The sequence below is a fragment of the Sphingomonas gellani genome, from assembly GCF_900110035.1.
GTDB classification, from domain to species: Bacteria; Pseudomonadota; Alphaproteobacteria; order Sphingomonadales; family Sphingomonadaceae; genus Sphingomonas; species Sphingomonas gellani.
In genome coordinates this window covers 244,066-264,817 of the sequence record NZ_FOCF01000001.1, presented here as the reverse complement: position 1 = coordinate 264,817, position 20,752 = coordinate 244,066, and the positions used below count along the sequence as shown (strand labels likewise).

Below are 20,752 nucleotides of genomic sequence, written 5' to 3'. Positions count from 1 at the left end.
GGTCAGCGCCGGTTCGTCAGCACCTCGTCCAGCGAGCGCGACGTGTCCCATCGCTCGCTGCTCGCGACCGGTTCGTCGGCGAAGCGGACGCGCACCTCCGCCGGCACACCGGCCGCACGCAACGGCATCGCAAAGCTGCGCTCGACCGCCCGCCGTGTCGCATCGCGCGCCAGCCGCACCGGCGTCGCCTCCCGCGCCTGCCGCACCAGTTCGGCCTGCCCAGCGCGGCGATTGGCCTGATCGAGCGCGGTGTTCGCGTCGGTCAGCCGCGCCAGCATGCCCCCGGTGCCGTATTCGCGGATCGCGTTCAGGTCGACTTCCGGCCCGGTCACCTCGACCGGCGGCAGCGTGACCGACAGCACATGTTCCTTGGCGTCCCACGCCACATCGCGCTGCGTCAGCTTGCCCAGATCGACCTCGTACCGGACCATGCCCGGCATGATCAGGGTCTTTTCGGTGGAAAAGCCCAGCTGCGACCGGCGGCTCGTCACCACCGCGACGAAGCGCGCGGCGAAGGCGGACAGGCGGTTCTGCTCCCGCAACCCTTCCAGGCTGGCCGTGGCGACCGTGACCGGATCGGGCGCCAGCCTGCTCGCGATGTACCGCTGCACCCCCCACAGGGCGAGCAGCCCGGCCAGCACCAGCAGCAGGATCACCCCCGCCGCCCTGGCGAGGAAGCTCCCGACCGTGCCCGACGGGCGCGGCGGTGCAGGATCGGGGGTCACGGTCGGCTGCTCCATACGCCATCCTCCTGCCGCACCAGCCCCCGCGCGTCGAGGTCGATCAGATGCGCCAGCACCGATTGCCGTGCCGCCGGCAGCAGCCGTTCGTCCAGCCCGGCATACATGCCCGCTACCAGCGGCTCGATCCTCTCCGGACCCGCCGCCAGCCTGCGCAGGATTTGCCCCTCGCGCTGTTTGCGATGGCCCAGCATCCCGCGCACCATTCGCTGTGGCGCTTCGACGATGTCGCCATGGCCGGGGTAATAGATGCGGTCGGACCGGCCCAACAGCTTCTCCAGGCTGGCGATATACTGGCCCATGTTCCCATCCGGTGGCGACACGACGCTGGTCGACCAACCCATGACATGATCGCCCGAAAACAGCGCGCCGCTTTCCCGAAGCGCAAAGGCGAGGTGATTGGACGTATGACCCGGCGTCGCGACGGCCTCCAGCGTCCACCCCTCCCCCTCGATCGCCTCACCGTCCGCCAGCACGCGATCCGGCCTGTAATCGGCATCGAACGAGGCGTCGCTGCGTGTCGCGGCGTCTTCGCCGACAAAGGGTGCCGCGCCGATGATGGGCGCCCCCGTCGCCGCGGCCAGAGCGCGCGCACCGGGGCTGTGATCGCGGTGATGATGGGTAATCAGGATCGCGGTCACCTGCCGGGCGCCGATCGCCTGTAGCAAGGCCCCATGATGCGCGGCATCGTCAGGGCCCGGATCGATCACCGCCAGCGTGTCGGTGCCGACCAGATAGCTTTGCGTACCGGTGAAGGTGAAGGGCGATGGGTTCGGTGCGAGGACCCGCGCGACCAGCGGCTCCAGCCCGATCGGGATACCATAGGGCGGTTCTGCCATCCGCCCGATGTGGCGGCAACGGCCGCCGGGGGCAAGTCAGGTCGAAAGCGTGGGGCGTGAGGCACGCGAACAACAAGGCGAATGTCGCGGAGCTGAAATCCGGTCCAAATGGCCAAACACTTCACACCGAACCGACACGATGACGCGTTCCGGTGCCCTCACCTGTCGAAAAAACTTACAGGAGGCGGTCCAGGCTCAGCACGTTAACCAACAGACCTTGCGGTCCCTCGTGGCTCTGATCAACTGGCACGCCCGCTGCAAGACAACCTGCGCCGAGCGTTCATCGCTTCAGTAGGGCGGGTCGACAGCTTTTCCGAGCCTCGCGTCGATCCGCCCTCACCCGGCCCTCAGTCCTGCGGCTTCTCGTTTCCGAGCAGCGTCGCCAGCTCGCCGCTTTCATACATTTCCATCATGATGTCCGAACCGCCGACGAACTCGCCATGGACGTACAGCTGGGGGATGGTCGGCCAGTCGGAATAATTCTTGATCCCCTGCCGGATCGCCTGATCCTGCAGCACGTCCACACCCTCGAACTCCGCACCCAAATGCTGGAGGATGGCAACCGCGCGGCTGGAGAACCCGCATTGCGGGAACAACGGGCTGCCCTTCATGAACAGCACCACGGGGTTGCTCTTCACGATCGCGTCGATGCGGGCGTTGGCGTCAGTGGTCGTATCGGTCATCATCTTGTCCTCAGGCTGCTGCCGTTTTGAGCTGCAGGGCATGGAGTTCGCCGCCCATCCGGCCGCCGAGCGCCGCATAGACCGCCTGATGCTGCTTGCGCAGCGGCAGTCCCGCAAAGCTCGCCGACACGACATGCGCGGCATAATGGTCACCGTCGCCCGCGAGATCGGTGATCTCGACTTCGGCATCGGGGATGGCGGCGCGGATCATCTCCGCGATGGCGTCGGCGGTCATCGGCATGGATCAGCGACCCTCCGACGCGCGCGGCAATTGTTCCAGCAACTGGCGACGCGCTTCCACGACGCGATCCTCCAGCGCCCGGCGCACCATGTCGCCGTCGCTGTCCACCCCAGCCGCGGTCAGGTCGCCCAGCAGCTTGCGGATCACGTCCTCGTCGCCGGCTTCCTCGAAATCTGCCTGCACTACCGCCTTACAATAGGCGTCGGCCTCTTCGGGCGTCAGCTGCATCAAGTCGGCCGCCCACTGCCCGACCAGCCGGTTGCGGCGGGCGGTGATGCGGAACGCCATCTCCTCGTCGCGGGCGAGGGCAGGCCCACCCGACACAGCCTCCGCGCCACGCGCTCTATGGTCGAAGCTGATCATGGTTCAACAAGGCTCCCGGTACCTATGTGTCCAGATAAGCGCGCGCCTCGGAGCGTGCAACGCGAGAGAAAGTGACGACGAGCACATTTAGGGGCTTCACAGGCTTGTTATGATAAATGATCTTGTAAAAGAACAAGCAAATATCCTGAGAGGGTATGTCGATGGCCAACCCCATTCTCCCGCCTCCCTCGCGCTCGCTGAATCCCAACGCCTTCGCCGGTGTGGTATATGGCCTTGCCGTGTCGATGTTGATCTGGGCTGCGCTGGCGCTGCTGTTCCTGGCCTTCTGACTACGTCCATGCCGCCATTCGATGCAATATCGAGCGCCGCCATTTTTACGGTCCTGGGGGCAGTCATGCCCGGGCGGGATTAAGTCTGTAAGAACCTGAATGCCACCGGCTTCAGGCTGGCGCTGCCTCTCGCGGGTTCAGAAGTTCAAATCACCGACGTACCGGCCACCACCGACCCAGCAGGCCGCGTCCAGGGCCTCGCCACCCCGATCCTGCCTTCGAACGCCGCAATCTCCGCATCGCGGGCGAGGGTAAGGCCGATTTCGTCCAATCCTTCCATCAGGCACCGCCGACGGAACGGGTCCATTTCGAACACGAACCGATCCTGGAACGGTGTGGTCACGGTCATGCTTTCCAGGTCCACTGTCACAGGGTGGTCGTGCGCAGCCGCGATCAGGCGATCGATCGCCTCTTGCGGCAGGACCACGGGGACGATCCCGTTCTTGACGGCATTGCCTGAAAAGATGTCGGAAAAGCTTGGCGCGATGACCGCACGCACGCCCATGTCCGCCAGCGCCCATGCGGCATGTTCACGGCTGGACCCGCATCCGAAATTGTCCCCTGCGATCAGGATCGGGCTGCCGGCGTAGCGCGGATCGTCGAAGATGTTGCCGGGCACCGCGCGCACCGTCTCGAACGCGCCCTTGCCCAGACCCGTGCGGGATATCGTCTTCAGCCAATGCGCCGGGATGATCACATCGGTGTCGATGTTCTTCGCGCCCCAGGGATAGGCGGCGCCGCTGACCGTGACCACTGGCGTCATGCCATCAACTCCCGCACATCGGCCAGCCGGCCCGTGACCGCCGCCGCCGCCGCCATCGCGGGGCTGACCAGGTGGGTCCGCGCACCCGGCCCTTGGCGCCCGACGAAGTTGCGGTTGCTGGTCGATGCGCAGCGCTCGCCCGGCGGCACCTTGTCCGGGTTCATCGCCAGGCACATCGAGCATCCCGGCTCCCGCCACTCGAACCCCGCCTGCGCGAAGATGCGGTCCAGCCCCTCCTCTTCCGCCTGCCGCTTGACCAGGCCGGACCCCGGCACGACCAGCGCGCGCACGCCGTCGGCGACATGGCGGCCGTTGGCGATGCTGGCTGCCGCGCGCAGATCCTCGATCCGGCTGTTGGTGCAACTACCGATGAAGACGTGCTGCACGGGCACGTCCTGCATGCGCGTGCCCGGCGTCAGACCCATGTAATCCAGCGACTTGCGCGCCGCCGCCTGTTTCGCCGGATCGGCAAAGCTGGCGGGATCGGGCACGCTGCCGGTGATCGGCACCACATCCTCCGGGCTGGTGCCCCAGGTCAGCGCAGGCGCGATGTCGGTGGCATCGATCCGCACGCTTTTGTCGTACCGCGCGCCCGCGTCGGTAGACAGCGAACGCCACCACGCGACGGCGCGATCCCATTCTTCCCCGACCGGCGCCATGCGACGCCCCTTCAGATAGGCGAAGGTCGTGTCGTCGGGCGCGATCAACCCGGCCCGCGCACCGCCCTCGATCGACATGTTCGCGATCGTCAGCCGCCCTTCCGCCGACAGGGCGCGGATCGCATCGCCGGTATATTCGATGACGTGGCCGGTACCGCCCGCCGCGCCGATACGCCCGATGATTGCCAGGATGACGTCCTTCGCCGACACGCCGAAGCCCAGAGTGCCCTCGACCCGCACCTCCATCGTTCGTGACGGCTGCAGCAGCAGCGTCTGGGTCGCCAGCACATGCTCGACCTCAGACGTACCGATCCCGAACGCCAGCGCCCCAAGTGCGCCGTGGGCAGAGGTGTGGCTGTCGCCGCACACCAGCGTCGTGCCCGGCAGGGTGAAGCCCAGCTCGGGGCCGACGACGTGGACGATGCCCTGCTCCGCCGCCGTCGCATCGATGTAATCGACGCCGAATTCCGCGGTGTTGCGGCGCAGCGCGTCCAGCTGTGCCGCGCTTTCCGGGTCCGCGATCGGCAGCAGGCGACCGGCCGTATCGACACGGGGCGTGGTGGGCAGGTTGTGATCCGGCACCGCCAGCGTCAGCTCGGGACGCCGCACCGGCCGGCCGGCGGCGCGCAGCCCCTCGAAGGCCTGCGGGCTCGTCACCTCATGGACGAGATGCCGGTCGATATAGATCAGGCAGGTACCATCCTCGCGCCGTTCGACGACATGCGCGTCCCAGATCTTCTCGTAAAGCGTTTGCGGTTTGCTGGCCATGATGCCGTTCCCGGTAATCGATTGATGCGCCGTGACCAACCTCATCTTTTCGATAGATGCGAACAGCTGGCCTTAGTCGTCGAACGACGCGGTCGTCTTCGCGCGCACCTCGTCGGCGGTGACGCCGGGTGCCAGCTCGGTCAGGCGGAACGCGCGGTCGTGATCGGGCCGCTGGAACACCGCCAGGTCGGTGACGATCATGTCGACCACGTTGCGTCCCGTCAGCGGCAGGGTGCAGGCGGGGATGAACTTGGGGCTGCCGTCCTTTGCGACATGCTCCATCACCACTATGATCTTCTTCACGCCCGCGACCAGGTCCATGGCGCCGCCCATGCCCTTGATCATCTTGCCCGGGATCATCCAGTTGGCGATGTCGCCGCCCTCGCTGACTTCCATCGCGCCCAGCACGGTCAGGTCGATATGGCCGCCGCGGATCATCGCGAAGCTCTGCTCCGATCCGAAATAGGCGGACTGCGGCAGCTCGCTGATGGTCTGCTTGCCCGCGTTGATCAGGTCCGCGTCGACCTCGTCCTCATACGGAAAGGGACCGATGCCCAGCATCCCGTTTTCGGATTGCAGGGTGACCGTCATGCCGTCGGGAATGTTGTTGGCGACCAGCGTCGGGATGCCGATGCCCAGATTGACGTAATAGCCATCGCGCAATTCCTTGGCCGCGCGCGCCGCCATGCCGTTCCGGTCCCAGGGCATAAGCTATCCTTTTCGTGATCAGGGTTCGGGGGCCCAGCGCGCATCGGCGGGGAAGATGTCGTCCAGCGTCCCCTTCAGCGCGGTGCCGTAGACCGGGTTGGGCAGCACGAACCAGCCACGCCCCCACAGCCCGGCGACCGCCGGAGCCTCCGCAGCCGAGCGACGGGCCGCCGGTGTCGCGGGCGCATTGAACAGGTCGCTGAAATCACCCAGCTGATCGCCGCCCATGGCGATGACGCAGTATCGATCCGCGATCCGCCAGCGCCGCGCGTCCTTCAGGCTGCCCGTATTGTCGTCGCCCTTCAGGAACAGGGTCTCGCCGTGCACCGCCGGGCCTAGCCCCGCACGCTCGATCGCGACGCGCGTCGCCTCGACATTGGCGGCCGCGCGGTTGCTGTTGAAGATCACCGTCACGCCCAGTCGGCGCAACGCATCGATCCCCGCCTTCGCGCCCGGCACGGCCACCGTGGTCGTGCCGCCGGTGATCTCATACGCACGCCACCGCGCATCCTCATACGGGCGCCCGCTCGCCGCGTCATATTCGAACCCGCGGTTGAGCAGCACCGTCTCGTCCACATCGAACACGGCGGCATAGGGTTTACGATCACAGGAGGCGAAGCGTGGCGCCGCCAGCGTCGCGTCCTCCTCCAGCACTACGCCGCTGACGGGCCGTTGCCGGACGCGCTCCTCCACATAGCCGGTCAGCGCGTTCCAGGCCTGGATGCTGATCGCCGCCGCCTCGCCAGACCCATAGAGATATTGCATGCCCGCGGGCACTGATTGCGCTCCAACAACCACGGCCGGGGCTATGACCGGGCCAGGGACGGGCGCAGGCTCCGCCACGCATCCGCCCAGCAACAGCGCGCAAGCGAGCACCGGACGCGCCCCCCAACCCCGCGCCATCCGACCCGGCCGCACGTCGATCAAGCGCCCACTTCCGATCCCGCCGCGGCGGTCGCATCCGGTCGCTGGCGCGTGGTGCGAAACTCGATCTTCTTGTCGTACGGGGCGCCGACGATCATCCGCTTCACATAGATGCCCGGCAGGTGGATCTGGTCCGGATCGAGCGAGCCGACCGGCACCACCTCCTCAACCTCCGCGACGCACACCCGCCCGGCGGTCGCCATCGGCTGGTTGAAGTTGCGCGCCGTTTTGCGAAAGATCAGGTTGCCGCTCTCATCCGCCTTCCAGCCCTTGATGATCGACAGGTCGGCGCGGATGCCGCGTTCGAGGATGTAATCCTCCCCGTCGAACTGCTTCACCTCCTTGCCCTCGGCCACAAGCGTGCCGACGCCGGTCTTGGTGTAAAAGCCCGGGATCCCCGCACCCCCCGCCCGGCAACGCTCCGCCAGCGTACCCTGAGGACAGAACTCCACCTCCAGCTCGCCGGCCAAATATTGCCGCTCGAACTCCTTGTTCTCACCGACATAGGAGGAGATCATCTTGGCGACCTGACGCGTGCGGAGCAGCTTGCCCAGCCCCTCGCCATCGATGCCGGCATTGTTGGACGCGATGGTCAGGCCGGTGACGCCCGCTTCTCGGATCGCGTCGATCAACCGTTCAGGAATTCCGCACAGCCCGAATCCACCCGCGCAGATGGTCATGCCGTTCTTCAGCAGCCCGTCCAGCGCGGCACCGGCATCGGGATAAAGCTTGTTCATGCGGGTCCCTCCTGCCCCCGGCGATAGCCATCGGGGCGGAACCGGGTCAAGCTGGGGTTGGGCTTGCCTTGGGCGCGCCGTCCGCCCGGCGATAGGGGATGAAGTCGCCCAGCACCACGAAGCCGTGCTGGAAATTGCCCGCCCGGCTGACCAGGTTGACCGTGTCCAGCCGGCACAACTGCCCGCCGAACACGCGCGTCACCAGGATATCGTCGTCGCGCAGATGCTCCACGCCGCCGGGCCGGTTGACGTACAGGGTGCTGCCGATCTCATACACGATCGCCCGCCCCTCGATGATGCGCGTGCTCCGCGCCATCGACAGGTCGATGCAACCGGTCGGCTTGTCCGCGACGCGGTTGCCGATCAGCTTCGCCAGCTCCGCATCCGGCGACAACCGCGCCGAAGTGGCAGGAGCGGCCATGACGGCCCCGAACGCGAGGGCGAGCAGCAGCTTTTTCATGATGGCCTCAGCATGATCCGACGCGGCTGAACGGCGGCTGACCGCGTCCGGCCACCGACCCGCTTGCCCCCCCTGCCCAGCCGTGAAAAGAACGACCACGACTATTTCAGCGACAAGGATCAGCCCCACGCCATGACCGCATCCAGAACCGGCGGACGCATCCTGGTCGACCAACTCGTGGCGCAGGGATGCGAGCGGGTCTTCACCGTTCCGGGCGAAAGCTTCCTGGCCGTGCTCGACGCGCTGCACGACACGCCTGCCATCCAGACCGTCACCTGTCGTCAGGAGGGCGGCGTGACCTTCATGGCCTGTGCCGATGGCGCGCTGACCGGACGGCCGGGCATCGCCTTCGTGACGCGTGGGCCCGGCGCCACCAACGCCGCGATCGGCGTCCATGTCGCCATGCAGGACTCCCAGCCGACGATCCTGTTCATCGGCGACGTCGATCGCGGCACCCGCGACCGGGAGGCGTTTCAGGAGATCGACTTCGCCGCGATGTTCACGCCCATCGTGAAATGGGCGGCGCGGATCGACGACGCGGCGCGCATCCCCGAATATGTCGCCCGCGCCTATGCCACCGCGATGAACGGACGCCCCGGGCCCGTGGTACTCGCCCTGCCGGAGGACATGCTGCTCGATCAGGTGGAGGCGACCGACCGGCGCCGCCTGTCGCCGGCCATCCAGGGCTGCGACCCCGACGCTCTGGCCCAACTCGGCGACCTGCTCGCCACCGCTGAACGACCGCTGGCGATTGTCGGCGGCGCCGACTGGAGCGGCGTGGCGGGACAGGACATCGCCGCCTGGGCCGATCGCACCGGTGTGCCTCTGGTCGCCGCCTTCCGGCGACAGGATGCGGTGCCGAACGACTGCCCGGCCTATGCCGGCAATCTCGGCTATGGCCCCAATCCCAAACTGCTTCAGCGTGTCCGGGAGGCCGACCTGTTGCTGGTGATCGGCGCGCGGCTGGGAGAGGCGACGACCGATGGCTACACGCTGATCGCGCCGGATCATCCCGGCCAGCGCCTGGTCCACGTCCACCCGGACCCTGAGGAACTGGGCCGCACCTACCGCACCGATCTGGCGATCTGCGCTGGCATGGCCTCCTTTGCGGAAGGGCTGGCGGAACTGGACGGTCCCTCGCACCCCGCCGGGGCGGAGGCGCATGCCGACTATCTCGCCTGGTCGACGCCGGCCGCGCGGCCGGACATCGCGCTCGACCTCGGCCCGTGCGTGACGGCGATGCGCGACGCGCTGCCCGCCGACACGATCATCTGCAACGGCGCGGGCAATTATTCGGGCTGGTGGCACCGTTACTGGCCGTACGCCGCCCAAGGGACTCAGCTTGCCCCGACCGCCGGTGCCATGGGTTACGGCCTTCCCGCCGCCATCGCCGCCAGCCTTCGCCATCCGGATCGCACCGTCGTGGCACTGGCGGGGGACGGCGATTTCCTGATGAACGGGCAGGAACTCGCCACCGCCGTCCAGCATGGCTGCGCGATCCTCGTGCTGGTGGTCGACAATCGCAGCTACGGCACCATCCGCATGCATCAGGAACGCGAGTTTCCGGGACGCACCGTGGCCACGACGCTGGCCAGCCCCGATTTCGCCGCACTGGCGCGCGCCTTTGGCTGCTGGGCGGAAACGGTGGAGCGGACGGAGGACTTCGCGCCAGCACTCGGTCGCGCGATGGAACAGGGCGGCGTGCGCCTGCTCCACCTCGTCACGGATGTGGAGGCGATCACCCCGGCCGCCACCCTGTCCGCCATTCGGAAACCACGCTGACGTTTACGGCTTGGGCACCCCTTGGCTGCTAGGATGGCTGCATGAGCGCCACTCCCGCCCAATGGGCTGCCCGCCTGATCCTGGTCGCCGCGCTGGGCGCCGGGCTGGCCTTTGCCGTGTCGCGGCTGGACATGACGTCGCCGGCATCCGACCCCCAGCCGGAACCTGCGGCGCCAGCGAAGGGCCCAGCGCCGGCTTCGGCGCCCAAACCCGATGGCCGCTACGGCGCCAGCTTCCCCATCCCCGGCGAGGAAGGACCGGAGCCGCCCGCCGCCCCCGCACCGACCGTGGCGCCACAGACAGCCGCATCGGCACCCGCCGCGAGCCCTCCGGCTGCCGACGATCAGTATCGGATCAAGCGCGTGCTCGATACCGGCGGGCCCATCAAATACGGCGCATGGTTCTGGGACGACAAGGATGTGCCGGCCGGCCAGACGATCATCACCGTCGACACTCGCGCGAACGTCCTGTCGATCTTCCGGAACGGGTACGAGATCGGGACCGCCGCTATCATCTATGGCGCGGACGAGATGCCGACGCCGCTCGGCGTGTATCCCATCATCGGCAAGGACGCGCACCACGTATCGAACCTGTACAACGCGCCCATGCCCTACATGCTGCGCCTCACCAACGACGGCATATCCATCCATGGCAGCAAGGTCGCGTTCGACGCCGCGACCCATGGCTGCATCGGCGTGCCGACGCCCTTCGCACGCAAGCTGTTCGAGGCGGTGAAGCTGGGCGACAAGGTGATCGTGACCCATGGGGAGACGCTGGCAAAGGATCGGCCCGTCACCGCCCTGTAGTCAGTGCCCTGTAGTCAGTGCCCTGTAATCGCAGCCCTGCAGCCGCCGCCATGTAACCCATCTTCCGCGCGCAAAGAGAAAGGGCCGCCCCGGACAATCCGGAACGACCCTTTTCTCGTTCAACAGCCGGTCAGGCTGGCATCATCAGATATCGTCGCCCAGCGCACCCTTCACGGCGCCCTTGAACTGCTGACCCTTGCCGGTCGTTTCCTGCGCGGCGCCCTCGGCGGCCAGATCGGGATCGTTCTGGTTCTTGCCGATGGCTTCCTTGGCCTTGCCGACGGCTTCGTTGATGTTGCCCTTGATCTTGTCGGTCAGCTCGCCCATCGGAACCTCCTTGGTGGTCTCTCGCGCCTCAGGCCGGGATTGGCCGATCGCGCCGGGTCACGAAGGAGAAAACTTCTACCCGGCCGCGATGTTCCGCGAGTTCCTTACCTTAGATCAGTCCGGCCAGCGGGCTGGACGGGTCGGCATAGCGCCGCTGCGCCATACGTCCCGCACGATACGCCAGCCTCCCGCTCTCAACCGCCGCCCGCATCGCACGCGCCATCATCACCGGGTCCTTCGCCTCCGCGATCGCCGTGTTCATCAGCACGCCGTCGCAGCCCAGCTCCATCGCCAGCGACGCGTCGGATGCCGTGCCGACGCCCGCGTCGACCAGCACCGGAACCTTCGCGCCCTCTACGATCAGGCGGATCGTGACCTTGTTCTGGATGCCCAGCCCGGACCCGATCGGCGCGCCCAGCGGCATGATCGCCACCGCGCCCGCCTCTTCCAGTTGCTTGGCCGCGATGGGGTCGTCGGTGCAATACACCATCGGCTTGAACCCCTCGCGCACCAGCACCTCGGTCGCCTTCAGCGTTTCGCGCATGTTGGGGTACAGCGTCTTGGCCTCGCCCAGGACCTCCAGCTTGACTAGGTCCCATCCACCCGCTTCGCGCGCCAGGCGCAGCGTACGGATCGCGCTGTCTGCGTCGAAACAACCGGCGGTGTTGGGCAGATAGGTCACACGCTTCGGGTCGATGAAATCGGTCAGCATCGGCGCCTTCGGGTCGGACACGTTGACCCGGCGCACCGCCACGGTGACGATCTCCGCGCCCGATGCCTCCAACGCGGCGGCGTTCTGGGCGAAGTCCTTGTACTTGCCCGTCCCAACTATCAGCCGCGACCGGAACGTCCGACCCGCGACGGTCCAGCTGTCGTCGGTGATCGGCGCGACATGGTCGCCACCCCCGACGAAGTGCACGATCTCGATATCGTCGCCATCCTCGACCAACACCTCCGCAAGGGTCGACCGGGGCACCACCTCCAGGTTGCGCTCGACCGCCACCTTTTCGGGCACCAGCCCCATTTCGGTTGCCAGCCGCGCCAGCGTCAGGCCGGCGGCGACCCGCTTGTGCTCGCCGTTCACGCTGATCGTCACGGTTCCGTCGCTATGGGGCATGGGTGTCCTCCGGGGGCATGGACCCCCACCTTCCATTCGGGCTAAGTCGATGGGGCTTACCTAGGCGCGCAGTCACGCGGGTCAACCGAAAGGCCATCATGCCCGACACCGTTTTCGTTCTGAACGGCCCCAACCTGAACCTGCTCGGCCTGCGCGAGCCGGAAATCTACGGCCACGACACGCTGGACGACATCGCCGGCATGCTGGAGGACCGGGCGCGGGAACTCGACCTGGACATCGACATGCGCCAGTCGAATCACGAGGGGCATCTGGTCGACTGGCTGCACGAGGCGCAGGCCACCAATGCGCGGGCCGTGCTGCTCAACGCGGGTGGCTTCACCCACACGTCCGTCGCGGTGCACGACGCGATCAAGAGCGTGAAGACGCCTGTGATCGAGGTGCACCTGTCCAATCCACACAAGCGCGAATCCTTTCGCCATGTCAGCCTGATCGGACAGGCCGCACGGGGAACCATCGCGGGGTTCGGCGCGCTTTCCTACATCCTCGCGCTTGAAGCGGCGGCGCGCTTCTGACAGGGCCGCGCGCTTAAAAGGGGAATTCTGGGCTCATGGCCGAAAACACCGAACGTACCGCGATGCAGATCGACGTGGACCTGGTCCGCCAACTCGCCGAACTGCTCGACACCACCCAGCTGACCGAGATCGAGGTGGAGGACAAGGACCGCAAGATCCGCGTGGCGCGCAAGGCGGCGGCTCCCGCCCCCGTTCATTACGCACCCGCCGCCTCTGCACCCGCGCCGCTGACGGCGTCCAACGTGCCCGCCGCACCGGTGGCGGCAGAGATCGGCGCGTCGGCTCCGGCCAGCACGGCCAACGCCGTCAAGTCGCCCATGGTCGGCACAGCCTATCTGGCCGCGGAACCCGGCGCGAAGGCGTTCGCGGCGGTCGGGCAAAAAGTTGCGGCCGGCGACACGCTGCTGATCGTGGAGGCGATGAAGGTCATGAACCCGATCACCGCCCCCTCCGCCGGCACGGTGACCCAGGTGCTGATCGAGAACGGGCAGCCCGTCGAGTTCGACCAGCCGCTGATCGTCGTCGAGTAAGCACGTTGCGCCAAATCAAGAAGCTGCTGATCGCCAACCGCGGCGAAATCGCGCTCCGCATCCACCGCGCCTGCCATGAAATGGGCATCAAGACGGTGGCGGTGCATTCCACCGCCGATGCCGATGCGATGCACGTGCGCCTGGCGGACGAGGCGATCTGCATCGGTCCGCCGTCCGCGACCGACAGCTATCTCAACATCCCCAACATCATCTCCGCCGCCGAAATCTCCGGCGCGGATGCCATCCATCCCGGTTACGGCTTCCTGTCGGAGAATGCGCGCTTCGCGGAAATCGTGGAGCTGCACGACATCCTGTTCGTCGGCCCGAAGCCCGAACATATCCGCACCATGGGCGACAAGGTGGAGGCGAAGCGTACCGCAGGCGCGCTCGGCCTGCCGCTGGTACCCGGATCCGACGGCGCGATCACCGATGTGGCGGAGGCGAAGCGTCTCGCCGCCGACATCGGCTATCCGGTGCTGATCAAGGCGGCGTCGGGCGGCGGTGGCCGCGGCATGAAGGTGGTGCCGAGCGAGGATCAGCTCGAAACGCTGATGCAGCAGGCCGGGTCGGAGGCGAAGGCCGCATTCGGCGACGCCACCGTCTACATGGAGAAGTATCTCGGCAACCCGCGCCACATCGAGTTCCAGGTCTTCGGCGACGGCAACGGCAACGCCATCCACCTTGGCGAGCGCGACTGCTCGCTCCAGCGCCGCCACCAGAAGGTGCTGGAAGAGGCCCCCTCCCCCGTCATCTCGAACGAAGAGCGCGAGCGGATGGGCGGCATCGTCGCCAAGGCGATGGCCGACATGGGCTATCGCGGCGCGGGCACCATCGAGTTCCTGTGGGAAGATGGTGAGTTCTACTTCATCGAGATGAACACCCGCCTCCAGGTCGAACATCCGGTGACGGAGATGATCACCGGCCTGGACCTGGTGCGCGAACAGATCCGCGTGGCGGAGGGGCATCCGCTGACCTTCCGTCAGGAGGATGTCCGTTTCCGCGGCCACGCCATCGAATGCCGCATCAATGCGGAGGATCCGCGCACCTTCGCCCCCTCGCCCGGCCTGGTGAAGCAGTATCACGCCGCAGGCGGCATGCACGTGCGCGTCGATTCGGGCCTGTACGCCGGATACCGCGTCCCGCCGTACTACGACTCGATGATCGCCAAGCTGATCGTGTTCGGCAACACCCGCGCCGGTGCGCTGCGCCGCCTGCGCCGTGCGCTGGAGGAAATGGTGATCGAGGGGCCGACCACCACCATCCCACTGCACCGCGCGTTGCTCGACGATCCCGAGTTCCAGCAGGGCCAGTACACGATCAAGTGGCTGGAAGAATGGCTGGCGAAGCAGGACGCGTGAGCGGCCGCCGATGAAGGCCACGATCTACCACAACCCGCGCTGTTCCAAATCGCGCGAAGCGCTCCGCCTCCTTCGGGAGGCGGGCGCAGAGGTAGTGGTGGTCGAGTACCTCAAGCAACCACCATCGCGCGACACGCTCGCCGCACTGATCGCGGCGGCTGGCGTGTCGGTTCGCGATGCCTTGCGCGCCGAAGCGGGCGCCTCCGCCCGTGCGAGCGACGAGGCGGCACTCACCGCCATGGTCGCCAACCCGGCGCTAATCGAGCGTCCGATCGTGGTCACGGAAAAGGGCGTCGTCATCGCGCGCCCGCCGGAACGGGCGCTGACCTTCCTCTAATTGGCAGTCACCCGCCCGCCGGCTCATCCCTTCTCTACGGAGGCCATCGACATCGCCGGGTGAAAGTCGACATATTTTCGCGCGAACAGGGCCGGGCCCGCGATAAACGCCGCATGCATCGCCGGCGTGATCGTCTCGGGATGCGCCTTGCCCTGCACCCATATGTCCCCGGTCGGCGCGTCGCCGCCGACGGTGACGCCCAGCGGCGCCAGCAGCGTGTGGAACAGCATCTCGTCGGGACAATCGGACAGGCGGAACTCGGCCCAGAACCACGGATTCTCGTCCAGGAAGCGCACGATCCTCTCCACCGTCTCGCGCTCGAACAGCCACCAACACCCGCCGCCGTACAGCCGGATGCCGCGCAACCGGCTCAGCGGCCGGTCGGGCAGGCAGGCGAACAGCGGCTTCGCCACCAGCCGGGCCAGCGGGTTGCGCACGTCGTGCGGCCAGCGGCGCTGATAGCGTTTCAACGGCTTGTGGCTGGCCGGCATGGCATGCATCTCGATCAGATTGGCCGTTCCCGGCGCCAGGCCCGCAATCCTCGCCTCGATATCGGCATCGCTTTTGACGGGGTAGCATTGCCCGCTCATGTTGTAGAAATGCGTGATCTCCGGATCGCGCAGCGCTTCCCTGAACTGCATCACCGTGGCCTCGACCTGGCTGAGGCCGCCCCAGTTCACCTGGATACGATCGGCAAGGAACGTCGCCTTTCCCAGCGATCGATCGAACATGCCCATGTCCGCCTTGCGGTCGATATGAACGTAAGGCGCCCAGAGCGGCCCGGCGAGCCTGTCGAGCAGCACGTCGAGATGCTCGGGTTTGTGATAGGCGCGGATCAGGGCGGCGATCTTCATGGGGACAGCCTCTCGGTGCAGCGGATCGGAGGGTCGGCGGGGACCATGGCTCAGATGGTCGCCCGGCGCGGCAGGTAGGGGCGTATCATCTCCACGCCGCGCTCCAGCTCGCGCCAGGTCGGGTGACGAAGCAGCGCCAGCGCGACCAGCCACAGGCCGGCGCCGACGATCATCGATCCGACCGCGATCGAGATCGTCAGGATCGTCCCGCCATGGCTGAACACCGCGGCCGGCAGGCACGCCGCCAGCGTGCAGAGCCCGCTGCGCGCATGAGTCGCGAACAGCGCCGTGCGTGCGAAACCCACGATCCGCCGCATCATGCCCAGATAGATGAAGAACCAGATGCCGCCATAGACCAGCCGCGCGATCGCCGCCGCCTCCAGCCCGAACCGCACCAGGCACAGCAGGCAGATCAGCGCCGCCGCCGTGTCCAGCACGTTGCGCACCAGCAGTTCCTTGAGATGTCCGCTGAGCAGCGGCACTTCCGTGTGCAGGGGCAGCGCGAAGAAGACCAGCTCGCTCAGCGCGACCCATCGCATCGCATCCGCCGCCTCCCGCCACCCCGTTCCGTACACCAGCGTCACGATCGGCGTGGCGAGCAGCGACAGGAGGATCATCGCCGGCCACATGATGCTGGTGTAGCAGGCGACCAGGTCGAGATAGACTCCGTCCAGTCTGCGCTTCGTCCGGATCAGCTGCGCGAAATGGCTGTAGAACACCGACGATATGCCGCCATCCAGCAACGTGCGCAGCCCGTCCACCATGCCGGCCGCCCGCCCGAACAGGCCCACCGCCCGCATGCCCAGCACGCGCCCGATGATGAGGTCGGGCGACCGAGTACCCAACGCGCCGCTGATCGCCAGAACGGTGGTGCCTCCGCCAAAGGAGATCACCGGCCGCGCGCCCTTGAACGACGGGGTCCAACGCATGCCGCGCGGACTGAGCAGCGCCGCGGTGACCCCGCGCACGGCCTGTTGTGCAAAGAAACCCAGCGCCAGCGCCACGGGACCATAGCCACGCCAGGCGAACAGGATTGAGACAACCCCGTTCGCCGCCGCCGCGCACAGGCCGACCAGCGACAGCGTCCGGAAATCCACCGCGCGCTGCAACAGCGCGACCGGCACGACGTTCAGCGGCAGCAGCAGGAACGCGCCCCCGATCAGCACCATGATCGGCACCAGCTGCGTGTTCTGGTAATACCATGCCGCTGGCAGGCTCAGGCCCGCGATCACCGCACAGATCGCCGCTCCGACGCACAGCGTGATGGTGGTGCAGGTCGCGATCATCTGGTCGGTCAGCTCTTCCGATCGCAACAGGAAGCGGCTCAACCCGAAATCCTGCAACGTGGAGATCATCGCCGCCGCCGCGAAACCGACTGAATAGGTACCCACCGCCGATGGCGGCAACAGATAGCGGGCCAGGATGACGCTGACCGCGAAGTTGAGCACGAAGACGAGCCACTGGCCGGTCACCGACCACAGGGCCGCGATGCGTACGCTCATCGGTCAGCCATCCACTCGCGTGCGCCGCGACCGCGACAGGCTCGCGGCAAGCCGTGCCGCACCGCGATATTCGCCGAAGCGCAGCAATCGCGGCACGACCCGGGGCAACGCATGGCGATCCCCGCCATCCGCGACATGCTGGCACAACAGGTCCGCACCCCCGGACGTCAGCGCGGGCTGCGACCACAGCACCTTGGGCACCACCCGCTCCCGCACGCGCCGGGCGACGCCGGACTTGCCGAACAGGCGATCGAGATCGCCCAGCTGTCGGACCGACGGCAACTCACCCAGCGCCGTCGTCGGATCGGGTCGCCCGGCCTGCCGCTCGCGGTGCGCTTCCCACGCGACTGCCGCGCCGATCTCCATCGGCAGCAGGTGCCGCTTCGTCACCTGTCCCGGATCGAGGCGATAGCGGTGAAGGAAGTCCTCGACGCTGCACAGCTTGGTCACCTCGGACAGGCGCAGCCACAGGTCGTAATCCTCGCAATGGCGATACAGCGGACGATACCCGCCGACCTTCTCGAACGCGGCCCTGTCGATGATCGCGCTGGGATGGTTGATGAGCATGTCGCTTTCCATCGCCGCGCGGAATGCTTCGTCGGTGCGGGGATACGCATCGAACAGGCCGACGACCTTGCCGGTCGCATCGATGTTGATCGTCTGCGCGCCGATCACGCCGTGGTCGGGATGCTTGTCCAGGAACGCCAATTGCCGCTCGAACCGATGTGGCAGCGACTCGTCGTCGCCATCCATCCGCGCGACCAGATCGCCCGTCGCCATGGCGAAACCACGGTTCAGGCTGGCCACCAGGCCACGGTTCTCCTGCTCCACCAACCGGATGCGCGGATCGGCCGTTGCCAGCCGGCGCAGGATGTCGGTCGATCCGTCGGTGCAGCCGTCGTTGATGATGATGAACTCGAACCCGGACCAGCTCTGCCGCAGGATGCTCGTCACCGCGCGCTCCACGAAGGGCGCATCGTTGTAGACGCTCATCACCACGGAAAGCCGCATCACCCAGTCCCTTCTCCCCGCATACGCGATCCGGCCGGATGCGCGCGGGGACAGGGTCGGCGGCTATCGCAATCGGGTTAAGGAGTAATGGCCGTGCCGCTGTCCTACACGGCGTCGGCCGGCTTAGGATCGCACGATGACGTCACGCCTGACCCCGCTGTCCGCCCTGTGCCCTGCCGATGTGGAGAAGTGGCAAAACCAGCGTTCAGCTCTCCACTTTCTCCACTTTGCCCGTTCATTAGGCAGCCTTTCCCGAACTGCTCAAAATATGGGCAGCAAAGCGTGCTGCCATGCAGCAGAATCCCTCTTCCCCCTCGGGCTTCCCGCTGGCACGTTCGGTGCAAGGCCCCGCGCGGGGCGAGGATTCTACCGGGGCGGGATTAGCGACACGTGAAAAAGGTTGAAGCGATCATCAAGCCGTTCAAGCTGGATGAAGTGAAGGAAGCGCTTCACGAGATCGGCGTCAGCGGCATCACCGTGACCGAGGCGAAGGGCTTTGGCCGGCAAAAGGGCCACACCGAACTGTATCGCGGCGCCGAATATGTGGTCGACTTCCTGCCCAAGGTGAAGCTGGAGGTCGTGGTCGACGACGCGCTGGCGCCGCGCGTGGTGGAGGCGATCGCCGCCGCCGCGCAGACCGGCCGCATCGGCGACGGCAAGATCTTCGTCATGGCCGTCGAATCCGCCCTGCGCATCCGCACCGGGGAGCGTGACGAGGACGCCATCTGATCGTTCAGGGCCTCGGCATCCGCCGAGGCCTTTCGTTTTACACAGGAAAGCCCCGGCGTGCCGTCGGGGTGACGTTTGAGGAAGGTTATCATGGCGAATTCTGCCAGCGACGTTCTGAAGAAGATCAAGGACGAGGAGATCGAGTGGGTCGATCTGCGCTTCACCGATCCCAAGGGCAAGTGGCAGCACCTGACCATGGTCGCGTCCGTCCTGGGCGAGGATGAGTTCACCGACGGCCTGATGTTCGACGGCTCGTCCATCGCCGGGTGGAAGGCGATCAACGAGTCGGACATGATCCTGAAGCCGGATCTGGATGCGATCTACACCGACCCGTTCTCCGCGACGCCGATGCTGATCGTGTTCTGCGACGTGGTCGAACCGTCGACCGGCGAACTCTACGCCCGCGACCCGCGCTCCACCGCCAAGCGCGCCGAAGCCTATGTGAAGAGCACCGGCATCGGCGACACCGTCTATGTCGGGCCCGAAGCCGAGTTCTTCATGTTCGACGACGTGAAGTTCGACACCAGCTACAACCAGAGCTATTTCAAGCTCGACGACATCGAGCTGCCGACCAACACGGGCCGCGATTACGAGGGCGGCAACCTTGCCCACCGTCCGCGCGCCAAGGGCGGCTATTTCCCCGTCGCGCCGGTCGACTCGGCCGTCGACATCCGCGGGGAGATGGTGTCTACCATGCTCGAAATGGGCCTGCCCTGCGACAAGCACCACCACGAGGTCGCCGCCGCGCAGCACGAGCTGGGCCTGACCTTCGGCACGCTGACGCAGACCGCCGACCGGATGCAGATCTACAAGTATGTCGTGCACCAGGTGGCGCATGCTTATGGCAAGACCGCGACCTTCATGCCCAAGCCGATCAAGGAAGATAACGGCTCCGGCATGCACACCCACTTCTCGATCTGGGAAGGGAAGACGCCGCTGTTCGCGGGCAACGGCTATGCCGGCCTGTCGGAAACCTGTTTGTTCTTCATCGGCGGCATCATCAAGCATGCCAAGGCGGTGAATGCGTTCACCAACCCCGCCACCAACAGCTACAAGCGACTGGTGCCGGGTTACGAGGCACCCGTGCTGCTGGCCTATTCCAGCCGCAACCGCTCCGCCTCCTGCCGTATCCCGTACGGCACGGGCGCGAAGTCGAAGCGGGTCGAGGTCCGTTTCCCCGACGCGCTGGCGAACCCGTATCTCGCTTACGCCGCGCTGCTGATGGCCGGGCTCGACGGAATCCAGAACCGCATCCATCCGGGTGAGGCGATGGACAAGAACCTGTACGACCTGCCGCCCGCCGAACTGGCCGAGGTGCCCACCGTCTGCGCATCGTTGCGCGAGGCGCTGGAAAGTCTGTCCGCGGATCACGACTTCCTGCTGAAGGGCGACGTGTTCTCCAAGGACCAGATCGAGGCCTATGTCGAACTGAAGTACGAAGAGGTCGCGCGTTGGGAAATGACCCCCAGCCCGGTCGAATACGACATGTACTATAGCGGCTGAGCCATGCTGGCCGGCAGCGGCGATCGGATGGTCCGATCGCCGCTGCCGACCGGATTTCCCGCGGGGCGGATCGACGTCACGGCACCACACTGACGTTCCCGCCTCGAAGGGGCTGACGGTCCGCTCACCATCCTCTGTCCAGCGTCGAAAGCCACATCGGCGCAATCCCAACTCCACACCAGACTGCG

At 66.7% G+C, this 20,752-nt stretch carries 25 protein-coding genes; 9 read left to right on the top strand and 16 right to left on the bottom strand.

Going from position 1 to position 20,752, the window contains the following annotated elements; all coding sequences use genetic code 11:
* Positions 1 to 2: 2 nt before the first annotated feature.
* The 5 genes from BMX37_RS01420 to BMX37_RS01400 form a co-directional block, all read right to left on the bottom strand.
* Positions 3 to 740, bottom strand: coding sequence for a DUF4230 domain-containing protein (locus BMX37_RS01420; protein WP_093663689.1), 738 nt, complete (start codon positions 738 to 740; stop codon positions 3 to 5).
* Positions 722 to 1,579 carry an MBL fold metallo-hydrolase gene (locus tag BMX37_RS01415; RefSeq protein WP_093663688.1) on the bottom strand — a complete coding sequence of 286 codons (858 nt, stop codon included), beginning with the start codon at positions 1,577 to 1,579 and terminating at the stop codon, positions 722 to 724. Before BMX37_RS01415 ends, BMX37_RS01420 begins: the two co-directional genes overlap by 19 nt.
* Positions 1,580 to 1,926: 347 nt before the next feature.
* Entirely contained in the window at positions 1,927 to 2,262 is a 336-nt protein-coding gene (gene grxD / locus BMX37_RS01410; RefSeq protein ID WP_093663687.1) for a Grx4 family monothiol glutaredoxin, read from the bottom strand.
* 10 nt (positions 2,263 to 2,272) lie between these two features.
* Positions 2,273 to 2,503, bottom strand: coding sequence for a BolA family protein (locus tag BMX37_RS01405; RefSeq protein ID WP_093663686.1), 231 nt, complete (start codon positions 2,501 to 2,503; stop codon positions 2,273 to 2,275).
* A 3-nt stretch (positions 2,504 to 2,506) separates the two neighbouring features.
* The gene (locus BMX37_RS01400) at positions 2,507 to 2,866 is read right to left on the bottom strand and encodes a DUF1476 domain-containing protein (RefSeq protein ID WP_093663685.1); all 360 of its coding nucleotides are present in this window, start codon (positions 2,864 to 2,866) and stop codon (positions 2,507 to 2,509) included.
* Between the two features lie 161 nt (positions 2,867 to 3,027).
* Between BMX37_RS01400 and BMX37_RS19270 the strand changes: the two genes are divergently transcribed.
* Complete coding sequence (locus tag BMX37_RS19270) at positions 3,028 to 3,156, top strand: hypothetical protein (RefSeq protein ID WP_280139199.1); 129 nt, start codon at positions 3,028 to 3,030, stop codon at positions 3,154 to 3,156.
* Positions 3,157 to 3,301: 145 nt separating this feature from the next.
* On the opposite strand, the gene leuD is transcribed toward BMX37_RS19270, so the two are convergent.
* From leuD to BMX37_RS01370, 6 genes are all read right to left on the bottom strand, one after another.
* The gene (gene leuD, locus BMX37_RS01395; protein WP_093663684.1) at positions 3,302 to 3,919 is read right to left on the bottom strand and encodes a 3-isopropylmalate dehydratase small subunit; all 618 of its coding nucleotides are present in this window, start codon (positions 3,917 to 3,919) and stop codon (positions 3,302 to 3,304) included.
* The gene (leuC, locus tag BMX37_RS01390; protein ID WP_093664215.1) at positions 3,916 to 5,346 is read right to left on the bottom strand and encodes a 3-isopropylmalate dehydratase large subunit; all 1,431 of its coding nucleotides are present in this window, start codon (positions 5,344 to 5,346) and stop codon (positions 3,916 to 3,918) included. Before leuC ends, leuD begins: the two co-directional genes overlap by 4 nt.
* A gap of 72 nt (positions 5,347 to 5,418) precedes the next feature.
* Positions 5,419 to 6,054: a CoA transferase subunit B gene (locus BMX37_RS01385; protein ID WP_093663683.1), complete on the bottom strand. Its 636-nt coding sequence runs from the start codon at positions 6,052 to 6,054 to the stop codon at positions 5,419 to 5,421.
* Positions 6,055 to 6,072: 18 nt separating this feature from the next.
* A complete protein-coding gene (locus tag BMX37_RS01380) occupies positions 6,073 to 6,957 on the bottom strand; it encodes a 5'-nucleotidase, lipoprotein e(P4) family (protein WP_093663682.1) in 885 nt (294 codons plus the stop codon).
* A 20-nt stretch (positions 6,958 to 6,977) separates the two neighbouring features.
* Positions 6,978 to 7,715 (bottom strand): CoA transferase subunit A, encoded by a 738-nt coding sequence (locus tag BMX37_RS01375; protein WP_093663681.1) that lies wholly within the window; start codon positions 7,713 to 7,715, stop codon positions 6,978 to 6,980.
* A 46-nt stretch (positions 7,716 to 7,761) separates the two neighbouring features.
* Positions 7,762 to 8,175, bottom strand: coding sequence for a hypothetical protein (locus tag BMX37_RS01370; protein WP_093663680.1), 414 nt, complete (start codon positions 8,173 to 8,175; stop codon positions 7,762 to 7,764).
* Between the two features lie 132 nt (positions 8,176 to 8,307).
* Here BMX37_RS01370 and BMX37_RS01365 point away from each other — a divergent pair, with 132 nt between their 5' ends.
* Positions 8,308 to 9,957 (top strand): thiamine pyrophosphate-binding protein, encoded by a 1,650-nt coding sequence (locus tag BMX37_RS01365; RefSeq protein WP_093663679.1) that lies wholly within the window; start codon positions 8,308 to 8,310, stop codon positions 9,955 to 9,957.
* Between the two features lie 41 nt (positions 9,958 to 9,998).
* Positions 9,999 to 10,763 (top strand): L,D-transpeptidase family protein, encoded by a 765-nt coding sequence (locus BMX37_RS01360; RefSeq protein ID WP_244501331.1) that lies wholly within the window; start codon positions 9,999 to 10,001, stop codon positions 10,761 to 10,763.
* Positions 10,764 to 10,907: 144 nt separating this feature from the next.
* On the opposite strand, the gene BMX37_RS01355 is transcribed toward BMX37_RS01360, so the two are convergent.
* Together BMX37_RS01355 and thiS are read right to left on the bottom strand one after the other, a co-directional pair.
* Entirely contained in the window at positions 10,908 to 11,090 is a 183-nt protein-coding gene (locus tag BMX37_RS01355; RefSeq protein ID WP_093663678.1) for a CsbD family protein, read from the bottom strand.
* 109 nt (positions 11,091 to 11,199) lie between these two features.
* Positions 11,200 to 12,207 carry a sulfur carrier protein ThiS gene (gene thiS, locus BMX37_RS01350; protein WP_093663677.1) on the bottom strand — a complete coding sequence of 336 codons (1,008 nt, stop codon included), beginning with the start codon at positions 12,205 to 12,207 and terminating at the stop codon, positions 11,200 to 11,202.
* Between the two features lie 98 nt (positions 12,208 to 12,305).
* On the opposite strand from thiS, the gene aroQ reads away from it, so the two are divergent.
* Genes aroQ through arsC form a run of 4 tightly spaced genes read left to right on the top strand, consistent with a single transcriptional unit; the run spans position 12,306 to position 14,965 of the window.
* Positions 12,306 to 12,740, top strand: coding sequence for a type II 3-dehydroquinate dehydratase (aroQ, locus tag BMX37_RS01345; RefSeq protein WP_093663676.1), 435 nt, complete (start codon positions 12,306 to 12,308; stop codon positions 12,738 to 12,740).
* Between the two features lie 35 nt (positions 12,741 to 12,775).
* On the top strand, positions 12,776 to 13,270 hold the full coding sequence (gene accB, locus BMX37_RS01340; RefSeq protein WP_093663675.1) for an acetyl-CoA carboxylase biotin carboxyl carrier protein: 495 nt from the start codon (positions 12,776 to 12,778) through the stop codon (positions 13,268 to 13,270).
* 5 nt (positions 13,271 to 13,275) lie between these two features.
* A complete protein-coding gene (gene accC / locus BMX37_RS01335; RefSeq protein ID WP_093663674.1) occupies positions 13,276 to 14,628 on the top strand; it encodes an acetyl-CoA carboxylase biotin carboxylase subunit in 1,353 nt (450 codons plus the stop codon).
* A 10-nt stretch (positions 14,629 to 14,638) separates the two neighbouring features.
* Complete coding sequence (gene arsC, locus BMX37_RS01330) at positions 14,639 to 14,965, top strand: arsenate reductase (glutaredoxin) (protein WP_093663673.1); 327 nt, start codon at positions 14,639 to 14,641, stop codon at positions 14,963 to 14,965.
* A 23-nt stretch (positions 14,966 to 14,988) separates the two neighbouring features.
* Here the strand turns inward: arsC and BMX37_RS18370 are convergent, their stop codons facing one another.
* From BMX37_RS18370 to BMX37_RS01315, 3 genes are read right to left on the bottom strand one after another with little or no spacing between them, the layout of a single operon-like run.
* Positions 14,989 to 15,819, bottom strand: coding sequence for a beta-1,6-N-acetylglucosaminyltransferase (locus BMX37_RS18370; protein ID WP_139197926.1), 831 nt, complete (start codon positions 15,817 to 15,819; stop codon positions 14,989 to 14,991).
* Between the two features lie 50 nt (positions 15,820 to 15,869).
* Complete coding sequence (locus tag BMX37_RS01320; protein WP_093663672.1) at positions 15,870 to 17,321, bottom strand: oligosaccharide flippase family protein; 1,452 nt, start codon at positions 17,319 to 17,321, stop codon at positions 15,870 to 15,872.
* Positions 17,322 to 17,324: 3 nt separating this feature from the next.
* Positions 17,325 to 18,332 (bottom strand): glycosyltransferase, encoded by a 1,008-nt coding sequence (locus BMX37_RS01315; protein ID WP_093663671.1) that lies wholly within the window; start codon positions 18,330 to 18,332, stop codon positions 17,325 to 17,327.
* A gap of 390 nt (positions 18,333 to 18,722) precedes the next feature.
* On the opposite strand from BMX37_RS01315, the gene BMX37_RS01310 reads away from it, so the two are divergent.
* Together BMX37_RS01310 and glnA are read left to right on the top strand one after the other, a co-directional pair.
* Positions 18,723 to 19,061, top strand: a complete 339-nt coding sequence (locus BMX37_RS01310; protein ID WP_093663670.1) for a P-II family nitrogen regulator — start codon at positions 18,723 to 18,725, stop codon at positions 19,059 to 19,061.
* A 90-nt stretch (positions 19,062 to 19,151) separates the two neighbouring features.
* Complete coding sequence (gene glnA, locus BMX37_RS01305; RefSeq protein WP_093663669.1) at positions 19,152 to 20,564, top strand: type I glutamate--ammonia ligase; 1,413 nt, start codon at positions 19,152 to 19,154, stop codon at positions 20,562 to 20,564.
* Positions 20,565 to 20,752 lie beyond the last annotated feature (188 nt).